Here is a 20,191-nt window from a genome sequence, read left to right as displayed (position 1 = left end):
TGACAGCACGTGCGGCGAAGGTTTGTTCCTGCCATTGCTCATGCAGCGTGGGATCGCCGCCCGACTGCCAGCCCCCGAGACTTTGCAAAGGTCGCTTTCTGCGCATCTCTAACCTTCGAGCGGGGTGCAGCATCGTCCTGGCCAGCTGAGCTAGCCTGACGGTCCGCTCTCGGGAAGTCTGGCGGGATCCTTCGCGTCTGACCCAAACGCCCAATTAGAGAAGCGGACATTTAGACAAGATAGATCCGCAACAGAGGACACTCGCTCCACACGAGGCGAACTGTCCTTTTTCCTTTCAGTATGAGCGGCAGCTTGGTCTGGCACATCACGACGAGGGCCGTGATCACACCGATGATTGGAACGTGCTCGTCGGAAAGATCAACGTATGCCGGGTTCCGGTTTCATCACTTGAAGTTGCGATCTTACCGTTGAGTTCAGTCGTGAATGCAGCGGTCAGTTTCTGCCCTAGGCCGGAATCAACACGCGCGGCCGGGTCAATCCCGCTCCCGTTGTCGGAGATCATAAGACGACTTTCGCTACCGTCGATCTTCATAGTGACACGAAGCCGACCGTCACCCTTCTCATCGAAAGCATACTTCAGGCTATTGGTGATCAACTCATTCACAATCAGACCTAGCGGCACAGCGATCCGCGTGGAAATAGGCGCCTGATCGATATCTATTTCCAGATTTGGATAATCAATTTGCCCCGAGGACGTCACAAGGTCCTCAGCGAGAGCGGTCAGATACTGTCGCGTATCAACATGGTCCACGGCGCCAGAGCGGGACAAGGTTTTATACAGTCGGCCCACGGCGTCCAGGCGCGCGCGCATCCGTGAAAATGCAGCTTTTGCATCCACATCACTCACATTGCGCGCCTCCATTGAGATGATACCGCCAATCATCGCCAAGCTGTTCATGACACGGTGGTTCAACTCTTCGAGTAGGCGATTTGCATTCTCAAGCGCCTGCTGCCGCTCTGCCTCTAGCTGTCGCCTCTCCGTGATATCCTGGATCGTCAGCAATAGCATGTATGTATGGTTCCCTGCGCGGTAGATTTTACGCGCATTAAGAAGGACCGTGCGGCGGCCAATGCTCGGAAAGTCCTGACACATTTCGTAGTCATTGATGACGGAGCTTTCAGGAATAACATGCGTTAAAAGTTCTAGGAGTTCAGGTATGGCCCACTGCCCATTGCCAAGATCATCCAGACGGCGCCCGAGCGTTGCCTGTTCAGTGACTTGAAACTTGGTGTAAAAAGCTCTGCTCGCAGTGATCACTCCAAGACGCTCGTCAAGCACAAGCAAAGGCTCACTTATGGTGTCGACGATGCCGGTCGACAGCAGCCTCTCGCGTTCGAGCTCTGCCGCAGTATCACTCTTGACAGTCACATCTTCGATCACAAGCAATATGCGCCGGGAGCCATTTCCCGGACGCACCGTCTTCCGTGCGTTTAGCAGCATAACCCGGCGACCGATATTCTCGAACACATGGTCAACCTCGATATCGTGGACGGTTTGGCCATGGTCTAGAATTCCACCAAGCGCGTGAATCAACGACGGGATATTCCACTGGCCGTTCCCAAGCTCGGCAATCGCTGTACCAAAGGTCTCCTCTCTTGCGACCTCAAAGGTCTCAAAGAAGTGATCGTTGGCATATTCCACAAACAAATCTTCAGTAAGGACCAAAAGACTGTCTCGCAAGGTCGCGACAATTTCGGATGGGGCGATCTGCTGTAGCACGTCAGATGAAATTGGCTTGGGTTCCTGTAGGTGAGATCAATTGTGCTATCGTACCACTGATAAGTCTACAATCGAATTGTTGGATTTGGAAAAACACTCTGGTCGAGCAGAATAGCCAACTTTGCGCCTAAGCCCTGCACTAACCTCTGCAAAGCCCGCTTCCTGCGCTCCCCTGCCCCCTGTGCAACCCCGCAGCATCTCGTGAGGCAGCTTGGCCCTGCCAAGGGTCCGCTTCCGGGAAATTGACCATGGAATTTCGCACCAGCAGCATCTTCGGTTCGGCACCACTTATCCACGGCCGCTTTGGGCTGCCTGGCAGAAGCGTCTTGGTGAAGTTTCGCTGCAACCCTGCTGCCGCATCGCCGCAAGTCGGAAGTGAGCCCATTGAAACGGATGCTGCGGAGTGTTCGTGCGTCCGCTATGGTTCATCCTGCGTGTGCAAAGATCACTAGATTTCGTTCCGGAGCGACTATGAGGTAGCCTACTTGACGTCTGGAAATGAACGCCCCTTTAGCCTGTAAAACTTCATCAACTAGCTTCGTCTTGGAGGAGCTTAGCTTATCAAGAAAGCCATAACCCCTGAGGTACGCAGCAATTCCGGGGCACGAATGACCCGTATGTGATGCGAGCCACCAGTCACTCATTCCTGAAGCGCAGTTCGCGGCATTCGCCCAAGCATAAACTTCCCCGGTCAACGGTGTCGAATTCCATTCACCTGCCTGTACAGATCGTCGTAATTCAACCGAAGACTCCGCGTCTTGTAGCCAGACTTTTCCTTCAACGGCCATCAATGAGGCGACCTCTTCGGAAAGGTGAAAAAAGGCCAAAACAGCGTCATGCCCCCCAGGGCCAAATCCGGCAACTAGTGTGGTTTTGTCCTCTAGCTCGACATGTCCGTAAGCAGGCGGCAGGAAACCCTTCAAATGTCTGACTTCGGTAGCTTTGAACACAATAAAGCCGATAACGGGAAGGGCTAGAACTACGCCTAGAACGATCTTGAACGCTTTTCGCATTACTCAAACCCTGCTGTTGGCGCGAACCATTTGGAATTCTTAGTTTGTGATAACCGGCCATTCAGCTGGAAGCAACGAACGGCAGCAAAGTCCGCACCCCTTCCATTCGATGATGGTTGGCGGCTGCACTCGCGGCGAAGGTCAGCTCTTCCTCGTGCGGCTGTGGCATTGATCGCTCGTCATGGCACCAAAACCGCCGACTTTGCAAAGGTCACTAACTGCGCTTCGCTGATCTTGAAGCAAGGCACGGCGTTCCCAGGGCCAGCTGAGCAGACTTGAAGGTCCGCTTTCGGGAGACCTTTCGCGCTCGCAGCAGTGCCTTCGCCGCGACCTGCATGAATGTCGTATTTGGGCTGCCTGGTGCCGTCTGGTAGAAGCGTCCTGGTGAAGTTTCGCTGCAACCCTGTCGCCGCAGGTCAGCTCGGAGCCCAACCTGTACCTTGGATTTTCTCGCTGCGCGTGCTCGCAGCAGAAAAATCGCCGCGTGAGCAAGAAATTTGATGCCGCCAAGCAGCAGGAAGAGCGGTCACTCATGCGCGCCGCAGCGAGATCACTCACCCGAATTCACAGGTCGCCGGACAAAACTGACATTGGAAATTTGACAATTGCTGACGCAGCATCTGTTCTCGCACATAGCGCGTCCATCGTTGCGATGCAGCGCGTGTCGTTGCAGCGGTCGTTCGGGTTTAGAAGCTTTCCGCTAGCCCTCGACCACCCACGCTTACAAACCCAAGCCCATGACAAAAGCGACCGCCAGGGCTAGAAGAAACAGCGTCTCGGCCAGAAGGATAATTCCGTAGCTGGGTTTCACCTTGAGGATCGTGGAGAGGCTGGTCTTCACGCCAAGTGCCGAGATGGCGATAACCAGGCACCAGCGCGACAGGGCGCCTGCCGCTTCGGTAATTGCCTGCGGCACTGAAACGGTGTTTGCAAGAACCGCCAGGACAATGAACAGAACAAGGAACCACGGCAGCGACAGTTTTTGCGCTTGTGCGCCGCGGAAGCTGGCCATGACAAGAAGCATCACCACGGGCAGCAAAGCCACCCTGACCATTTTCACAAAGGTGGCAATGACCCCGGCCTCTTCGCTGATGGAATAGCCAGCCCCGACCACCTGGGCGACATCGTGAATGGTGGCGCCAATCAGGAAACCGCTTTCCAGGTCGCTCATTCCGACGGCCGCAAAGAGGACCGGATAGACAATCATGGCGATGGTCGAAAGGGCGGTAACGCCGATCACGACAAAGAGGGTGTCCTGCTCGCGGCCGCTGCGCGGCGGCAGAACGGAGGCAATGGCCAGCGCGGCGGAGGCCCCGCATATCGCCACGGCTCCACCTGCGAGAAGGCCGAAGGCAAGGCGGCGGCCGAACAGGAAGGACAGGGCCGCCCCCCAGGCGAGGGTGGCAATGACGAAACCGGCCACCGCGGCGACAGCGCCCAGCCCCACGCTCTCCACGTCGCCGATGCTCAGTCTCAGCCCCAGCAGAGCAACACCAACGCGCAGCAGGGTCTTTGCGGAAAAGTCCAGACCGGGTGAAAACGCCGGGTCGCTGTTCAGGAAATGGAAGGCCATCCCGATCAGCAGCGCAAACAGCATGGCAGGCGCGCCATAGTGTTCTGACAGAAAGGTTGCGGCGGCGGCGATCACGCAGACGAGCAGTATGCCGCCAAAGTGGCTGTCCCAGCGCGGTTTGATCGCCGAAATCATTGGCCTCTCCTCAATCGGAAGTGCAAATGCACGCACTGGCCCCGGTCATGGGCCAGGCATGGCATTCTACAGAGAATGTGCGGCCCTAAGAGGGCAGGCCGCACAGAAGAACGCGGATCAGGATGTCCAGCGGGCCTTATGGTCAAAGGCGGCATCATATCCGAACAGCGCCGCCGCGCCGCCGGTATGCAGGAATACCACCCGCTCACCTTTCTTGAAATGCCCCTTGCGGATCAGATCGATGAAGCCGGCCGCCCCCTTGGCGGAATAGACCGGATCCAGCAGGATCGCCTCCAGCTCGGCAAACATCCGGATCGCCTCCAGACCGCCTTCGGTCGGGATGCCATAACCCTCGCCGACATAATCCGTGTTGGCCACCACATCTTCGCGCTGCACGATGCCGCCGCAGCCCAGCTTCTCCGCCGCGGCGCAGGCCAGGTTATAGACGTTTTCTTCCTGTTTCGGCTTCGGTGCCCGGACACCGATACCCAGCAGCGGGATCTGCGCGTTCATCGCCTTCAGGCCGGTGATCAGCCCCGCCTGGGTTCCGGCAGAGCCGGTGGCATGAACGATATGGTCGATCTTCAGCCCGCCGGCATTGGCCTGCTGCAGGATCTCAAAGGCGCAGTTCACATAGCCCAGTGCGCCCGTGGCGTTGGAGCCGCCGCCGGGGATCGTATAGACCTTTCTGCCATCGGCGCGGAATTTCTCGGCCATGGCCTCCATTTCCGCATTCATGTCCAGACCACCCGAACGTTTTTCGGTGGTGGCGCCATGCAGGTGGTCCAGCAGCACGTTGCCGTTGTTGTTGTAATTCGCGTTATTCGAGCCGGTGCGGTCCTCCAGCAGGATATGGCAATCGAGGCCCAGCTTGGCCGCAAAGGCCGCAGTCTGGCGGGCATGGTTCGATTGGGTGGCACCCTGGGTCATCACCATATCGGCTCCCTGCAGCTCCGCCTCTGCCATCAGGAACTCCAGCTTGCGGGTTTTATTGCCGCCGGTGGACAGCCCGGTGCAATCGTCCCGCTTGATCCAGATCTCGGGCCCGCCCAGCTCCTTGCTCAGGCGGTCGAGCCGCTCAAGCGGCGTGGGCAGATGCGCGATGAAACGGCGGGGGAAGCGGGCAAGGTGCATGGGACTCTCCTAATGTGGATTTTCTGCAAGTTACCCAGCCTCAACACAGTAAACTAATGCAAAATCCGCAGCTAAAATTGCCGATCTTGCATGTTATGGCATTTTCCACCTAATCTGCCGCCATGCAGCTGGACTGGATCGACGACATACTTGCGGTGATTGACACCGGCTCCTTGGCACGCGCGGCAGAGCAGCGCCTGCTGACCCAGCCCGCCTTCACCCGGCGGGTGCGCGGCATCGAAACCCGCCTTGGCGCCCAACTGTTCGACCGCTCCCGCAAGCCGGTGACAATCCTGCCCGGCGTCATGGCGATGGAGCCCGAACTGCGCGAGCTCAGCGCCCGCCTGCGCCGCCTGGAGCACGACCTGAAGGTCTCAGCCGAGAGCGGCGGCCGCGGCGTTGCCTTTGCCTGCCAGCACGCGATCACGGCAACCATATCCCCCTGGATCGTGAAACTGCTAACCGCCGCGCAGGACCAGCCGGTGCGGGTGCGCTCCGGCAACCGCGATGCCTGCCTGATGCAGCTGCTGTCTGGCGATGCCGACTTCGCCGTCGCCTATGACTGGACCGGCGGCGGAAACCTTGCGCTGCCCGAGGCCTTCGGCACCCGGGCATTGGGCACCGACCATCTGGTGCCGGTTGCCGCGCCCGCCCTTATGGCCGCGATGGAGCAAACCGAAATCCCCGCGATCACCTACCCGTCCGATGTATTTCTTGGCCGGGTGGCAAGCCAGGCAATTCACCCCCGGCTGCCGGACGGCACCGTGCTGCTGCCCAAGGCCGAAACCGCGCTGACGCTGGCGGCTTGCGAATATGCGCTGGACGGGATCGGCGTTGCCTGGCTGCCGCTGAGCCTGGTCAAGCCGCATCTTGACGCCGCCCGCCTGCAGCAGGTGCCCGGCCTGCCCGCGGAAGAGCTGAACGTGGTGATGATCCGCCTCGCCGGGCGCGGCAGCCGTCAGCAGGAAGCGGTCTGGCGCCTGCTGGGCGATTCGGCGGATTGCCCTGGCCTGTCATAACGCATCCCAAACCTGCAGCCCGGTCTTGTCCAGGCGTTCAAGCGAGCAGAACAGCGACAGGGTCAGCTGTGCCTGCCAGACAGGGCCGCCAACCTGAACCACACGGCCTGCAGCCAGTTCCGCCGCCACCACGCTTTCGGGCAGCCAGGCGATGCCGCTGCCGGACAGCATCCGGCGTTTGATGGCTTCGGTCAGCGCATCCATATAGCGCAGCGACAACGGAGGCGTGCGGCTGCCGATGGTCTGGTCAACCACCGATCCCAGGAAACTGCTTGGATCATAACCGAGATAGGGAAACGGCCCGCGCCCGCCCCGGTCCAGATCCCACCCTCCGGCCCTGGCCGCGGCGGCCTCTGCCACCGGCAGCATCAGCTCGGTGCCGATGTCCTTGCGCGCGAATTGCGCCTCATCGAAGACCGGCTGGACGTCCTTGTGCCGGTAATACAGCAGGAAATCGCAGGTGCCTTCCGAGAGCAGCTGGCAGCAGGTGCGCAGGTTGTCGGAATAGATCCGCACCCGCAGGTTCGGAATGCTGTCCTCCAGTTCGGCAATACGCAGCGACAGGTAGTTGACCGAGATCGTATGCAGCACCGCGACGCGCTGAAACGCGGTGCTGCCCTGCTCCTGCGCCCGAAGGGTCTGACGGATGTCGGTGAGGTTCGCAATCAGCTCCAGCGCTACCGGCAGGAACTGCTGGCCCGCCTCGGACAGCTGAACCGGGTAGCTGGAGCGTTTTATCAGCGGCACCCCCATCCAGATCTCCAGCGACTTGATCCGCCGGCTGAAGGCCGACTGGGTGATATTCCGCTCTTCCGCGGCGCGGGTGAAATTCAGCGTCCGCGCTAGGCAGGTAAAGTCCCGCAGCCAGTTGATATCCAATTGCCCCTCCAGCCCAGCAGCAAGATACTGGAAACAAACATCTATGCGCTTTTCGAATAGTTTAATGTTTTTTTTGAGTTGGCCAACCCCGCACGGCAGCACCTAGCCTCCCCTACAGGCATCCCGGGCCTCAGGCCAAAATCACCAAAAGGGGGAGCCACGGGTCCGGCGTCCTTGAGAGCCGCCATGAAGCCCGAGTTTCAAGGGAGGAACGAATGATCAGAACGACAACATCCGCAGTTGCCCTGGCGGCTGCCCTGGCCGCAGGCGCGGCCTCCGCCGAGACCACGCTGCGCCTCAGCACCTATGTGAACGAATCCGACATCCGCTATCAGGGCTTCACCCATTTCGCGGACCTCGTCGCGGAAAAAACCGGCGGCTCCGTCAAGGTTGAGGTGTTCCCTTCGGCCACGCTGCACGGCTGGTCCGAGGGCGTCGATTCCGTTCAGGGCGGCGTCTCCGACATCAGCTGGATCAACGCCGACAACCGCCTGCCCTGCTACGCGGTCACGTCGCTGTATCCGGCCGAGGTCAGCCTGGAAGACCAGACCGGCCTCGATGCCGCCTATGCTGAGCTGATCCGCGATGAGGCCGCAAACGCCGGTCTGGTGCCGCTGTTCAACTCGAACTATTCCTACGATCAGGAATGGTGGTTCGAAGAGCCGATCAGCGACATCGGCAACCTGGACGGCAAGCTGGTGCGCTCCATCGGGCCGCTGGTCAGCATGATGATCGAGACCTGGGGCGGCGAGCCGGTGTTCGTGGCGCCCAAGGAAGTGTTCCAGTCAGCCGAACGCGGTGTCGTGGACGGCATCAACATGGGGGTTGCTACCTACAGCTCCTGGAAGCTGTGGACCGTGATGCCCTATATGGTCAACGCCAACCTGTTCTATGGCAACATCCAGTACATGATGAACAAGAACAAGTTCGACGCGCTGACCGCGGATGAGCAGGCGGCGCTGACGGCCGCGGCGGCCGAGACCGAGGAATGGCTGCAGCCGCGCTATGAGGCCTGGGTCGACCAGCAGGTCGGCAATGCGGTGATGCAGGGCGGCGGTGCGGCAGTGTCCATTTCCGATGACCAGCGCGAAGCCCTGATCGCCAGCGTCAAACCCAAATGGGACGAAACGGTGAACGAAGCCTGCGGCGCGGAAATGGCCGACAGCATCCGTTCGCTGCTGGCCAGCCACGCGCCCTAAGGCTCCCCCCGGCCCGGCGGTGCGGCCGATGCCCGCCGCCGGGAACTGAACACCTCCAACAAGGAGCCCTGTCATGGATGACGGTCTAGACCGCCTGATCCGGGCCGTGGAACGCGCAGTCGTCTGGCTGGCCGGAGCGGGCGCCGCTGTGGTTCTGGTTCAGATGCTGTGGATCTCCTACGGTGTCTTTGTGCGCTACGGCCTGGGAAAACCCGACCGGATGGTGACCGAAGCCACAGCCCTGCTGCTGTTCCCGGTCGCCTTTGCCGGCCTCGCCTATGCCCTGCGCGAAGACGCCTTTCCCAAGGTCACGATGATCACGGAGCTGCTCCGCCCCGGCGCCCGGCGGCTGCTGGATATCATCAATCACATCCTGATGCTGGGGGTCGGCAGCTTCTTTGCCTATGCCGGGGTCAGCGCCACGATCCGCTCGTTCAACTCCGGCGTTGCCTCCGAAATCCTGCACTGGCCCCGCTATGCGTTCTGGGCCCCCGGCGCCACGGCGCTGGTGCTGTTCTCACTTTATGCCGCATTGCGCCTGATCCGCCTGATCCGCACGCCGGCCCCGTCGGGAGACCTCTAATGGAATGGTATACTGTCGGCCTCGGCCTTCTGGGCCTGCTGATGATGTTCATCACCATCGGCCTGCCCATCCCCTTTGCCCTGGCGGCGGCCTCGCTGCCGTTCCTCTGGCAGATCCAGGGCTGGGAAACCTCCATCGTCTCGTCTGAGCTGAAGCTCTGGGGCGTCTGGATCGACTACATCCTGCTGGCAGTGCCGCTGTTTGTCTTCCTGGGTGAACTGATCGGACGCTCCAGCATCGGACCTAACCTCTACCAGTTCCTGCATCAGGGTGTCCGGATCAAGGGCTCTGCCGCCTATGGCTCCATCGGGGCCAGCGCCGGTTTCGGGGCGGTCTGCGGCTCCTCGATGGTGGGGGCGCTCACAATCGGCGGCGTCGCGCTGCCGGAAATGCTGCGGCTGGGTTACGGCAAGCGCCTGTCCAGCGGGGTGCTGGCGGCAGGCGGCACACTGTCGGTGCTGATCCCGCCCAGCCTGATCCTGCTCTTTTATGGCATCGTGACAGACCAAAGCATCGGTGATTTGTTCATCGCAGGCGTCATCCCCGGACTGATCCTGGTCTCCAGCTTTGTGGTGGTGGTGCTGATCTGGGGCATGATGAAGCCCGAGGACATCCCCGGCAGCGAGGACGCCGCGAAGATGCCGCTGAAGATGATCCTCAGCACCATCGGCCCCGTCATTCTGATTGGATTGGTTATCACTGTCGCGATCTACGCAGGCATTGCCACCCCGACCGAGGCCGCGGCCGTTGCCGCGCTCCTGACCGTGGTGCTGGCCTTCTCGGTCGGCGACCTCAACTGGCAGGGCTTCAAGGGCGCCATCTTTGCCACCATGCGCACCATGGGCTACCTTGGGCTGCTGTTGTCGGCCGGGGTGCTGTTCGGCTTCGTGCTGACCTACTACCGGGTGCCGCAGCAGTTCACCGATCTGTTCCTGTCGTTTGAGCTGTCGCCCTACACGGTCCTGGCCATCGTGCTGGTGTTCTACATCGTGCTTGGCATGTTCCTGGAACCGGTATCGATGACCTTCATCACGCTGCCGACCATCTACCCGCTGATGGATGCAGCCGGGTTCGATCTGATCTGGTTCGGCGTTGTTTACACCATCACCATGGAAATCGCGGTGCTGACGCCGCCAGTGGGACTGAACCTTTATGTGATCCAGGCCATTGGCCGCGAACAGGTGAGCATTGGCGACGTGATCATGGGCTGCCTGCCCTTCATCGCCGCCATGATCCTGCTCATCTCCATTCTCATCCTGTCGCCCGAAGTGGCGCTGTGGCTGCCGGAGCAGATGCGCTGATGCCAAACCTTCCCTATCTGCGTTCCGGCTCCGGTCCGGTTTTGGTGCTGGTGCATGGCTACCTGGGCGGCGCCGCCCAATGGCAAAGCGAAATCGATGCCTTCGGCGGCGGCTACGATGTCATCGCGCCCAACCTTCCGGGCTTTGGCACCGCCGCAGGCCTGCCGGGATGCAGCACCATCGCAGCAATGGCAGAGGCAGTGCTTGACCTGCTCGACAGCCTGAACGTTCCGGAGTTCATCCTCATGGGCCATTCCATGGGCGGCATGATTGCCCAGGAGATGGCCGCCACCCGGCCCGCGGCGGTGCAGAAGCTGATCCTCTACGGAACCGGCCCGCTGGGCCTGATGCCGGACCGGTTCGAACCCATCACGGTATCGCGTGAAAGGCTGCTGTCTGACGGTGTGGCAAAGACCATCGCGCGCATCGGGGCAACCTGGTTCAAGGCCGGGGACACCGCGCGCGGCTACCCGCCGCTGACGCAAATCGGCGCTCAGGCCAGCCCGCAGGCCGCCTTGGCCGCTCTGCAAGCGATGGCCGAATGGGACGGACGGCAGGCGCTGCCGCGGCTGACCATGCCGACGCTGGTTGTCTGGGGCGATTCCGACCGCTCTTACCGTTGGCCCCAGGTTGAATCGCTGTGGACCAACCTGCCCAACGTGCGCCTGTCCGTGGTGCCCGGTGCCGCCCATGCGGTGCATCTGGAAAAACCGGCTCTGTTCCAGTCCCTGATCCGTGACTTCCTGCAGGAAGGCTGCGGTGCCAACGAGTAACTATCGGATTTGCAGCGGCACTTGCTGTTCAGGGAGCACCCCGTTCTGTCTCTCCGCTTTCCGCAAGAGCAAAAGCTGGCAAAGGTCTGTTTAGTCCCGCTCCTGGTGAATTGACCGTTCCTGCCTCGCTGAACGCCGCACAAATGGCCGGTTTCATCGCCGCGTCACAGCGCTAGATTTCAAGCGCATGCAGCATTTCTTCAACTGAGAGCGCGCGCAAACACAACCCACAATGACCGGGTAGGGCTCTCTGCTGCCCAATGCGTCTGCGGCGTTCCCCGAAGAAGCGGCAAGCTGACAACAGCCATTCAAACCACCTGTAAACTGGGGCGTCAGCGCTGTGCTGATGTCTGGGTTTGGCGGGAGGATTGGAGGGCGTACAATGCCAAGAGTCCAACTTCCCGCTGTCACCCCGAAACGAAGAGCCTGGAACAAGGGCCGGATCATCGGCCAGAAACGGCCGCTATTGCCGAAACAGGTCTAGGCGATCCGCGCGCGGCTCGAACTGGCGGGCAACCTGCGCGATCTTGCGCTGTTCAACGTGGCAATTGATAGCAAGCTTCGCGGATGCGATCTGGTGAAACTGGCTGTCGCCGACCTGGTGAGGGATGATCGCGTTCGCGAACGGGTGTCTGTGGTCCAGAGCAAAACCAAGCGGCCCGTTCAGTTTGAACTCTCTGAAAACACGCGGAATACCATTGCCGCATGGATCAAGTCGCCAGAGATGCTCGGTTGCCGGTTTATGTTTCCCAGCAGGTTTCATGACCGCCCGCATATCTCGACACGCCAATATGGCCGGCTTGTGAGGGATTGGGTGGCCGCGATTGGGCTGGAGCCCAGCGGATACGGCACCCATTCGCTGCGCTGGACCAAAGCAGCGGAAATCTACCGCAAAACCGGGAATCTCCGGGCGGTTCAACTCCTGCTAGGACACACAAAGGTGGACGGCACTGTCAGATACCTTGGCGTCGAACTTGAAGATGCGCTGAGCATTGCCGAGCAAATCGACATTTGAACCACGTAGGCGGACGGCACTTGCCGTTCGCCAACCCTGAGCGCACCTACGTTCGGGTCGCAGCGGTGGGTCGGATCGAGCCCTTTCCGGAAGCGCTGAAATTCTGCTGCGGGCGCGAAAAGTACGTGAAACCGCTCCGCCGACGATCAATTCATGCTGCGTTGCAACGGCAGATTTGGTCATTCCGAAAAGCCCGGGAAGGAATCGACGACCAACGGCCGTTCGTCGAAGATATTCCTCTTCCACTGGCAACCCGCGTTAACCAGCCGAGGAGGACGGTTTTACGGTCAATACACCCCCAAAAAGAAAAAGCGGCCGCCCCTTCCGGTGCGGCCGCAGTGATGTGCGTTTTTGACTACGCCCGCGAAACGTCAGGAGTTTTCAGCACATGGGGAGTGTCGTACGCCTCAAGGTCAATTTGATCTTCGGACTTCGCAATGAGCACGGTGCAGGCTGCGTCGCCGGTGACATTGAGCGACGTGCGTGCCATGTCGAGAATACGATCGATGCCTGCAATGATGGCAACACCTTCCAAAGGCAGGCCGACAGAGGTCAGAACCAGCGACAGCATGACCAGCCCAGCCCCAGGAACACCGGCGGTACCGATGGAGGCCAGCGTCGACGTCAGAATGATTGTGACATATTCCGACATGCCCAGTTCTATACCAAAGGCCTGTGCAACAAAGAGAGCGGCAACGCCCTGGTACATGGCGGTTCCGTCCATGTTGATAGTTGCGCCGAGCGGCAGGGTAAAGCTTGCAACCGACCGGTTAACGCCAAGGTTCTGCTGTACGGCGGTCATTGTGACGGGCAGAGTGCCTGAGGAGGACGTGCTGGTGAAAGCCACGATCTGCGGTTCAATGATGCCTTGGAAGAAGCGAACCGGACTTAGGCGGGCGAAGACCGAAACGAGCCCGCCATAGACAAACAGCGCATGCAGGATGCAGCCGATATAGAGTGCGGCAATCACCGTCCCCAACGGAAGCAGAAGATCAAGCCCGTAGGTTCCGGCGACCCAAGCCATCAGTGCAAACACGCCGTAGGGGGCGAAACTGATCACTATCTCTGTCAGCTTGAGCACAACTGAATTCAGCGCTTCAAAGAACTCCCGCACCGGCTTGCCTGCGTCGCCAACCAGGTTGATGGCCAGGCCGAACATGATTGCGAAAAAGATGATCTGAAGAACGTTTCCGTCTGCTGCGGCGGCAACCGGATTCTTCGGGACGATCCCGATGAGCTGCTGAATGAAGGGCGGTGAGGTTTTGGGTTCCATGGCGGCGGCGGCGCTCAGGTCAATGCCCGCGCCGGGTTGCATCAGTAACCCCAATGCCAGGCCGATCGTGATCGCAAATGCAGTCGTGCCGAGATAGAACACAATCGCCTTCAGGCCAATACGACCCATGCGCGCCATGTCGCTGACGGATGTCATGCCGCATACGAGCGACACGAAGATCAGCGGGACAATCAGCATTTTAATGAGCGACAGGAACAAGGTTCCGATGTTCTTGATCATGCCGGCAATTGCCTGGTTGCCGGTCGCGTTCAGCAGAACGCCTGTAATCACTCCAAGGACAAGTGCGATTACGATTTGCTTCCACAGAAGCATGTTTCTCCAAGGTGCCAAAAACCCTATTTTTTGACTGGTATTCGCCATGAGGACCTCCCTTTCCAAGGCAGCCAACCGGATCGGGCTGCCAACAGTCGCAGCATGGTACCAGTTCGATGACAGTCAGCGTCGCGCAAACATGGAAAGGGCGTTGCAAACTTTGCAACGCCCTTTCAGCTCCCAAGGAGAAACCGCTTTCAGCTATGGGCAGGACCTTAGGCCTTTGCCAGTTGCACGCATTTACGGGCCAGCACATCGGTTGGATCAACGGCCAGCGCCCCCAGTTCGCCGGCGCCTGCCGTCACAAGGATAGGGAGTTCCGTGCAGCCGAGAATGACAGCCTCGGCGCCGCGCCCAACCAAATGGGAAAAAGCCCGGGTAATCAGCTCCTTGCAGAGACCTTCGGTGTGCCCAGCCTTGACGCCGGCCGGGCCGTATATGCACTCCATGACCAAGTTTTGATGCTGCTCATCGGGGACGATGTGGCAAAGACCAGCCTCCTCAAGCGCCTGCTGATACAGTCCGCTTCGGATTGTTCCATCGGTGCCGAGAACCCCGACCGTGCGCGTCCCGGGAAAGCTTTCCCTGATGTGGTCAGTGGCCGCTGCCAGAATACTAATGATCGGAATGCCGAGATGGCGCTGGATACGATCGACATAGGCGTGGGCGGTGTTGCAGGGAATGACCAGAATGTCAGCCCCACCGCGTTCCAATTTCTTGCAAGTGGAATAGAGGGCTACTGTCGGATCGGCTCCTGTTCCCACCAGGTTTTCAGTCCTGTCAGGGATTTGCGGATTTTGTTCGACCAATATCTTGATGTGATCCTGATCACGTGCGGCCTCAGTGCCCCTAACAAGTTTGGAGAGGAAATCCACGGTTGCGGCAGGCCCGACACCGCCAACAACCCCGACTTTGAATCGGCGGCGGTGGTCTGTTTGCGTCTCCTGTAGCGCGTGCTCTGCATAAATCGCCGCCGTGTCTATGGCTGTCATCCCGTCTGGCAGGTCAAGCTGATCGAGCAGCAGCGGCAACTCAGAAAGCCCGGGCACAAAAACCGTCGCCCCCTGCTCCGACAGGCTGGCAAGGGCTGCGTTGATAGGTTTCAGCACTTCTTCGCTACGGTTTCCGGCTTTGAAACCGTTGTTGCCATAGACCGCTTCCAGAACAACGCATTCCAGCTCCGCAGCGGGATAGACAACCTGTGCATCCACCCCGAACAGGTGCTCGAACAGCCCGTGTTCCCTGACAAAAGGTGTCGCGATGACACCAATTTTCTCTGGCTGCGGATCCAGCCTTGCAACCGCAGCTGAAATCGCCTCCGTCATGCTGACAAGTTTCAGCTCCAGTTCATCCCCCAGTTCCTGCAGGAAACTATGCGTGACAAAACATGGCAGAAGCGCCGCATCACATCCTTCCCGTTCCATGCGGGACAGCGTATCAAATACATAAAGTTTACGGTGTGTGGGTTTGTAGTCAGGTTCCTTGGGGGAGACTGGTTCGCGCAATGGCTTTTGATGGAAAACCAGCTCCCTGTGATCCTCCTCCGACCTGACCGGAGTGTTCTGAACAATTCTGTTCAGCAAGTCGGCCCCGGCAAGGGCGCCTAAGCCGCCGACAATTCCCAGACGCAGAGACTTGTTACTGTTCATTGGGCTTCCTCCCGCATCTTAGCCTGAAGATGTCTCAGGGCCGTCTCGGCCAATTCTTCCGGTAAGGCCGGCATTGCAGCGGATTGCAGGCTCAGCCCGTTTGCCTGCGCATATTTAGCAAGTTTGGTTGCGGCCTCATAACCGATCAGGGGGGCGAGCGCGGTCACATGCACAAGACTATTGCTCAGCAGCATCTGGCATCTTTCTTCATCTGCTGCGATGCCGTCCACGCAACGGGTTCGCAGCACATTCATTGCACTGGTTAGAGAGCCCATCGTTTCCAGCACCTTATGGATGATAACAGGCTCCATTGCGTTGAGCTGGAACTGGCCTGCTTCGGCGGCCATCGTCACGGTCAGATCGTTTCCGATCGCCTGGTAGCAGACCTGGTTCACCACTTCCGGGATAACCGGGTTTACTTTCCCGGGCATGATGGAGGACCCGGCCTGCACTGCAGGCAGAATGATCTCGCCGATTCCTGCGCGCGGGCCAGAGGACATGAGGCGCAAATCATTGCAAATCTTGGACAGCTTGATGCCAACCCGCTTAAGCGTGCTGGAAAACATCACAAATGCGCCCAGATCAGATGAGGCTTCGATCAGGTCCGGGGCCAGTTGTAGTGGTTCGCCCGTGATGTCCCGCAGGTGCGCAACGGCTGTTTCCCCGAAATGTTCGGGCGCATTGATGCCGGTGCCTATCGCCGTGCCTCCAAGGTTCACTTCGGTAAGAAGGCGGGAAAGGTCGCACAACCGATCGGCGTCCTCATTGATCGTTGTTGCAAACCCCCGGAATTCGGCGCCGAGCGGCATGGGTACAGCGTCCTGAAGCTGCGTACGGCCGACCTTCATAATATGCTGAAACTCGGTTGCCTTTTGGCCGAACGAATTGGTCAGCCAGTGCATAGCCTCGATAAGAGGGGGAATCCGGGAGAGGACAGCCAGACGGATTGCTGTGGGATAAACGTCGTTTGTGGATTGTGAGCGGTTCACGTCGTCATTCGGGTGAAGTCGGCTGTAGACGCCAAATTCCGCGCCAAGCTTTCTAAGCCCGAGGTTAGCAATGACTTCGTTAGCGTTCATATTGGTCGATGTGCCGGCGCCGCCCTGCATCACATCGACAACAAACTGATCGTGATGCTCCCCGGTGATAATCTCATCGCAGACGGCGGCAATGGCGGCCGCTTTATCAGCAGGCAAAGCGCCCAGATCCCGGTTTGCTAGTGCGCAGGCTTTCTTGACCGAGGCCAGTCCGGCGATCAATTCCGGATAGTGGCTGATAGATACGCCAGTTATTGGGAAGTTTATCAGTGCCCGCTGGGTCTGGCTGCCCCAAGCGGCTGCCAGGGGAATTTCCACAGGGCCGTGGCTGTCGGATTCCATTCTATGTTTGCTCATGATCTGGGGCCTTTCTGCGATCCGGTTGCACCCGCCTGAAGCGTGGGGCACAGAAACGGGGCTATCGTTCGGGCTAAACCTACTGCCGGGCCGTGCCCGCAACTATGACAACCAACGCAAGGGCGTTGCATTTTTTGCAACCAACTCCTAGCATTACTCATTTCTTCAAGCGGAGAAGACAGATGGAGATCGACTGGCTGGAAGATTTTTTGGCACTGTCCGCTGCAGGGGTATTCGCCCGGGCCGCCGATGCGCGCAACATTAGCCAATCCGCTTTCACGCGGCGGATTAAGAATCTGGAGAACTGGACCGGGACACCCCTGTTCGATAGGAGCGTGCATCCGGTGGAGCTCACTGCCGCAGGCAAGGCGTTCAAGCAAACCGCCATCGATACCGTTGCCGCGCTGAAGCAAACCAAAAGCGATATCCGCGGCCTGTCCCGCCGGGAAGCCTCAGTGCTGGACTTCGTTGCGCTACACACCCTGGCAATTTCTTTTTTTCCCACCTGGCTGACAGGTATGTCCAGCCATCTAGGCCCCATCAAGTCCAGGTTGGTCGCGGAAAACTTCTCAGGCTGCGCTGAAGCGATATTGAGCGGCAGTGCAGATTTCATGCTATGCTATTTTCACCCAGCGGTGCCTACTATTTCGGATGAAAACCGGTATCCGTCCTCAACGATCGCAAAAGACCAGATAATAGCCGTCAGCTGTGTTGGCGCCGATGGGCGTGTCAAATACAGCTTGGCCGCAGACAACCCGGTTCCGTTTCTGTCCTATCCGCCCGATACTTTTCTGGGTCGGGTCTCCCAAGTTTGCCTGGAACGGGGTAACCTGGGTGACGCAGTAGAGCCCGTTTACGAAAACTCCGTTGCCGAGGCGCTCAAATCCGCCTGCCTTGCCGGGCTTGGCGTGGCTTTTCTGCCAGAAAGAGCCGCAGAGCGGGAACTGCAAGACGGCACATTGCACAAGATCAGCAGGCCGGAATACGAATTGGCAATTGAAATTAAGCTTTACCGTTCAATCGAACGGTCAAGGGCAGAGCTGGAGCGGTTCTGGATGCTGGCCCAGAACCTCTGAATAACTTGCCGAAACAGCCCAGCAATGTGCTAGCGTGCCGGAACGCCAGCACTTTCTGCTAGCTTCCAGAAGCGCTCAACGGATGGGCGGCTTCTTTCAATCGAGCGGTACAGTTTGATGGACATACTGCGTTCAGAAGCATCGTCGCTGATTCGCACGAGTTTACCGTCATCTAACATCGGCAGTATTGTCATTTTGGGCAGCCAGGCCACTCCCAGTCCTTCCGCACAGGCTGCTTTCTGAGCCTCAGCCACCGAGTTTTCGCTGCGGATTTCCAGTTTTTCTGCCACCCCAGCCCGCTTGATTGAGATTTCGCTTAGCCGTCCAAGAAAGCTCTCTGGGGAATAGGCCAGGAAAGGCAGTTTACCTTGCTGGTCGAAACGGTAGAGCGCGTTGCCGGAATTGTCGGTGCCGGACACGGCTACAAGCCTGTCATCCGCGATCTTGACCGAAGGGTAACGATCGTCATTGGACATGGTCGCAATGGACGGATGATCATAGCACAGCATGAAATCTGTAGTTCCGGCCATTAGCGTTTCCACGCAGTTAGAGAAATTCTCAACCGCAAACCTGGTGTTGATCGGGCCTATTGCAGCCGAGATTGTTTTTAGCCACGCAGGGGTGAATGAAATGGCAAGTGTATGCAGAGCGGAAATGTTTATTACGTCACCCGCACGCCTTGTAAGCAGTTTCAGGTCTTCACGGGCAAGGCGAAGGGAACACACAGTCTCATAGGCTGTTGCTCGAAAGGCTTCTCCCGCTGGTGTCAGAACCACCGGATGCACGCTTCTGTCAAAAAGGTCCGCTCCCACCCAGTGCTCCAGGTTTCTGATTCTGCGCGTAAATGCAGACTGACTGATATTCCTGGCATAGGCGGCCTTAGCAAAGATTCCCGCCGAGGACAGCGCCAGGAAATCCTCCAGCCAATCAATTTCCATTCCAGTTCTCCCTAGGATGCAATGGAGTGTAGCGGCGAAGGAAGATAGATGGCATTGCAAACTTTGCATGGTGGTTGCAAAGTTCAGTCTGAGGTTTCGCCTTTTTCCCCTTGTGCGGACAAAGGGTACACCTCAAATCGCTTTCTCATTGCTGATGCATGATAGTCGGCTTCTCCAGGAGCAAGCGAGGATGACGGCTGCCGCTGGCGTTTCAAGCTCCAGTCAATCCAGGTCAGCAACTGATTTCCGGAAAAGTGCTCCGCGCGGATTGGACACATGGGTATAAAGAACGATATCCAGTGGCAGACGGCCGTACTCGGGGGAGAGAATGACAGCATCGCCGGAAATGATGTGGTTCTGAATGAGGGAGTGAGGCACCCAAGCGGCGCCAGTTCCTTCGAGAACCATCTGAGAAATCCCCACCGAAAACGCGCTTTCCACCGTCGACCTACCTATCCAAGCACGTTCAGCCTTGTTTTGATGCAGCGAAACAATCTGCCCGAAGAAACTACCGGAAGGATAATCAATGCAGGGAGCATCCGGCGGCAGTATCTGGCCTTCCAAGAGATCATGCCGCAGAGCGCCGCCGACGACGGGAAGCAGGGTGTCCCGCCGCCAGACACAACGGTCAACGGTATCGTCAAAAGGCACCTGCGGCAGTTCGCGGTACTCATAGCTCACAAGAACATCGGCTTCGTGGCGCAAAAACGTTGACATGGCCGATACCTGGTTTTGCGTCCGCAGCCGGATTTGCGGCGTCCGACCGCTGGTGCGGAACTTGCGGAGAATCTCTGGGACAACAGACACTGACAGCGAGTGCTGCGTCGCCAGCACCAGCGGCTCACCAGTGCCTTCCGAGTTCTTCAGGTGCCCATGCAATTGCCGCAGATGTGCCAGCAGAGCCCGGATCTGTGGCTCGCTTCGAAGCAAGGTGGGGGACAGTTCTACCCGGTTGGCCTCGCGGGTCAGCAAGTTTTTGCCAATCCAATGTTCCAAGGCCCGTATGCGCCTGGAAAAGGCCGGTTGTGTTACGTTCCTGCGGGCTGCCGCGGCAGTCAGGCTGCGTTCTTCCAGCAGGATCAGAGCATCTTCTAAAAGGCGTGTGTCCATACTCACCCATACAATTTGTATGAGCAGCCTGCAATATTTGCATTATTCAGCAG

17 protein-coding genes are annotated in these 20,191 nt (G+C 58.8%); 7 read left to right on the top strand and 10 right to left on the bottom strand.

What is annotated here, in order from left to right; translation table 11 throughout:
- Positions 1-343 precede the first annotated feature (343 nt).
- The 4 genes from VWY34_RS19745 to VWY34_RS19730 all read right to left on the bottom strand — a co-directional run bounded on the left by VWY34_RS19745 (position 344) and on the right by VWY34_RS19730 (position 5,596).
- Positions 344-1,741: a sensor histidine kinase gene (locus VWY34_RS19745; protein WP_416558599.1), complete on the bottom strand. Its 1,398-nt coding sequence runs from the start codon at positions 1,739-1,741 to the stop codon at positions 344-346.
- 425 nt (positions 1,742-2,166) lie between these two features.
- Complete coding sequence (locus VWY34_RS19740; RefSeq protein WP_416534245.1) at positions 2,167-2,754, bottom strand: hypothetical protein; 588 nt, start codon at positions 2,752-2,754, stop codon at positions 2,167-2,169.
- A gap of 721 nt (positions 2,755-3,475) precedes the next feature.
- Entirely contained in the window at positions 3,476-4,462 is a 987-nt protein-coding gene (locus VWY34_RS19735; RefSeq protein WP_102855925.1) for a YeiH family protein, read from the bottom strand.
- Positions 4,463-4,579: 117 nt separating this feature from the next.
- On the bottom strand, positions 4,580-5,596 hold the full coding sequence (locus VWY34_RS19730) for a D-cysteine desulfhydrase (protein ID WP_416549138.1): 1,017 nt from the start codon (positions 5,594-5,596) through the stop codon (positions 4,580-4,582).
- A 122-nt stretch (positions 5,597-5,718) separates the two neighbouring features.
- Between VWY34_RS19730 and VWY34_RS19725 the strand changes: the two genes are divergently transcribed.
- A complete protein-coding gene (locus VWY34_RS19725; RefSeq protein ID WP_416549137.1) occupies positions 5,719-6,615 on the top strand; it encodes a LysR family transcriptional regulator in 897 nt (298 codons plus the stop codon).
- Here VWY34_RS19725 and VWY34_RS19720 read toward each other — a convergent pair.
- Positions 6,610-7,494, bottom strand: a complete 885-nt coding sequence (locus VWY34_RS19720) for a LysR family transcriptional regulator (RefSeq protein WP_102855928.1) — start codon at positions 7,492-7,494, stop codon at positions 6,610-6,612. The two genes, VWY34_RS19725 and VWY34_RS19720, sit on opposite strands and share 6 nt — an antisense overlap.
- 215 nt (positions 7,495-7,709) lie before the next feature.
- Here VWY34_RS19720 and dctP point away from each other — a divergent pair, with 215 nt between their 5' ends.
- The 5 genes from dctP (at position 7,710) to VWY34_RS19695 (ending at position 12,365) form a co-directional block, all read left to right on the top strand.
- Complete coding sequence (dctP, locus tag VWY34_RS19715; RefSeq protein WP_102884518.1) at positions 7,710-8,693, top strand: TRAP transporter substrate-binding protein DctP; 984 nt, start codon at positions 7,710-7,712, stop codon at positions 8,691-8,693.
- A gap of 73 nt (positions 8,694-8,766) precedes the next feature.
- On the top strand, positions 8,767-9,276 hold the full coding sequence (locus VWY34_RS19710) for a TRAP transporter small permease (RefSeq protein ID WP_260016073.1): 510 nt from the start codon (positions 8,767-8,769) through the stop codon (positions 9,274-9,276).
- Positions 9,276-10,577: a TRAP transporter large permease gene (locus VWY34_RS19705; RefSeq protein ID WP_102855931.1), complete on the top strand. Its 1,302-nt coding sequence runs from the start codon at positions 9,276-9,278 to the stop codon at positions 10,575-10,577. Before VWY34_RS19710 ends, VWY34_RS19705 begins: the two co-directional genes overlap by 1 nt.
- Positions 10,577-11,350 (top strand): alpha/beta fold hydrolase, encoded by a 774-nt coding sequence (locus tag VWY34_RS19700; protein WP_416549136.1) that lies wholly within the window; start codon positions 10,577-10,579, stop codon positions 11,348-11,350. The genes VWY34_RS19705 and VWY34_RS19700 overlap by 1 nt, the downstream gene beginning before the upstream one ends.
- A 487-nt stretch (positions 11,351-11,837) precedes the next feature.
- Positions 11,838-12,365, top strand: coding sequence for a tyrosine-type recombinase/integrase (locus VWY34_RS19695; RefSeq protein ID WP_254696724.1), 528 nt, complete (start codon positions 11,838-11,840; stop codon positions 12,363-12,365).
- A gap of 355 nt (positions 12,366-12,720) precedes the next feature.
- On the opposite strand, the gene VWY34_RS19690 is transcribed toward VWY34_RS19695, so the two are convergent.
- The 3 genes from VWY34_RS19690 to VWY34_RS19680 form a co-directional block, all read right to left on the bottom strand.
- A complete protein-coding gene (locus VWY34_RS19690) occupies positions 12,721-14,019 on the bottom strand; it encodes a dicarboxylate/amino acid:cation symporter (protein ID WP_340545763.1) in 1,299 nt (432 codons plus the stop codon).
- A gap of 167 nt (positions 14,020-14,186) precedes the next feature.
- A complete protein-coding gene (locus VWY34_RS19685) occupies positions 14,187-15,620 on the bottom strand; it encodes an amino acid racemase (protein WP_416549135.1) in 1,434 nt (477 codons plus the stop codon).
- Positions 15,617-16,999, bottom strand: coding sequence for an aspartate ammonia-lyase (locus VWY34_RS19680; protein ID WP_338091676.1), 1,383 nt, complete (start codon positions 16,997-16,999; stop codon positions 15,617-15,619). The genes VWY34_RS19685 and VWY34_RS19680 overlap by 4 nt, the downstream gene beginning before the upstream one ends.
- Before the next feature lie 197 nt (positions 17,000-17,196).
- Here VWY34_RS19680 and VWY34_RS19675 point away from each other — a divergent pair, with 197 nt between their 5' ends.
- On the top strand, positions 17,197-18,090 hold the full coding sequence (locus VWY34_RS19675; protein ID WP_158525095.1) for a LysR family transcriptional regulator: 894 nt from the start codon (positions 17,197-17,199) through the stop codon (positions 18,088-18,090).
- A gap of 29 nt (positions 18,091-18,119) precedes the next feature.
- Here VWY34_RS19675 and VWY34_RS19670 read toward each other — a convergent pair whose 3' ends face one another.
- Positions 18,120-19,028, bottom strand: a complete 909-nt coding sequence (locus tag VWY34_RS19670; protein ID WP_416549134.1) for a LysR substrate-binding domain-containing protein — start codon at positions 19,026-19,028, stop codon at positions 18,120-18,122.
- 222 nt (positions 19,029-19,250) lie between these two features.
- The gene (locus tag VWY34_RS19665) at positions 19,251-20,138 is read right to left on the bottom strand and encodes a LysR family transcriptional regulator (RefSeq protein WP_102855938.1); all 888 of its coding nucleotides are present in this window, start codon (positions 20,136-20,138) and stop codon (positions 19,251-19,253) included.
- Between the last annotated feature and the right edge of the window lie 53 nt (positions 20,139-20,191).

The organism is Phaeobacter sp. JH20_02, assembly GCF_048056915.1.
Lineage (GTDB): Bacteria > Pseudomonadota > Alphaproteobacteria > Rhodobacterales > Rhodobacteraceae > Phaeobacter > Phaeobacter bryozoorum.
Note: the sequence above shows the minus strand (reverse complement) of the source record. Positions and strands in the feature narration are given on the sequence as shown.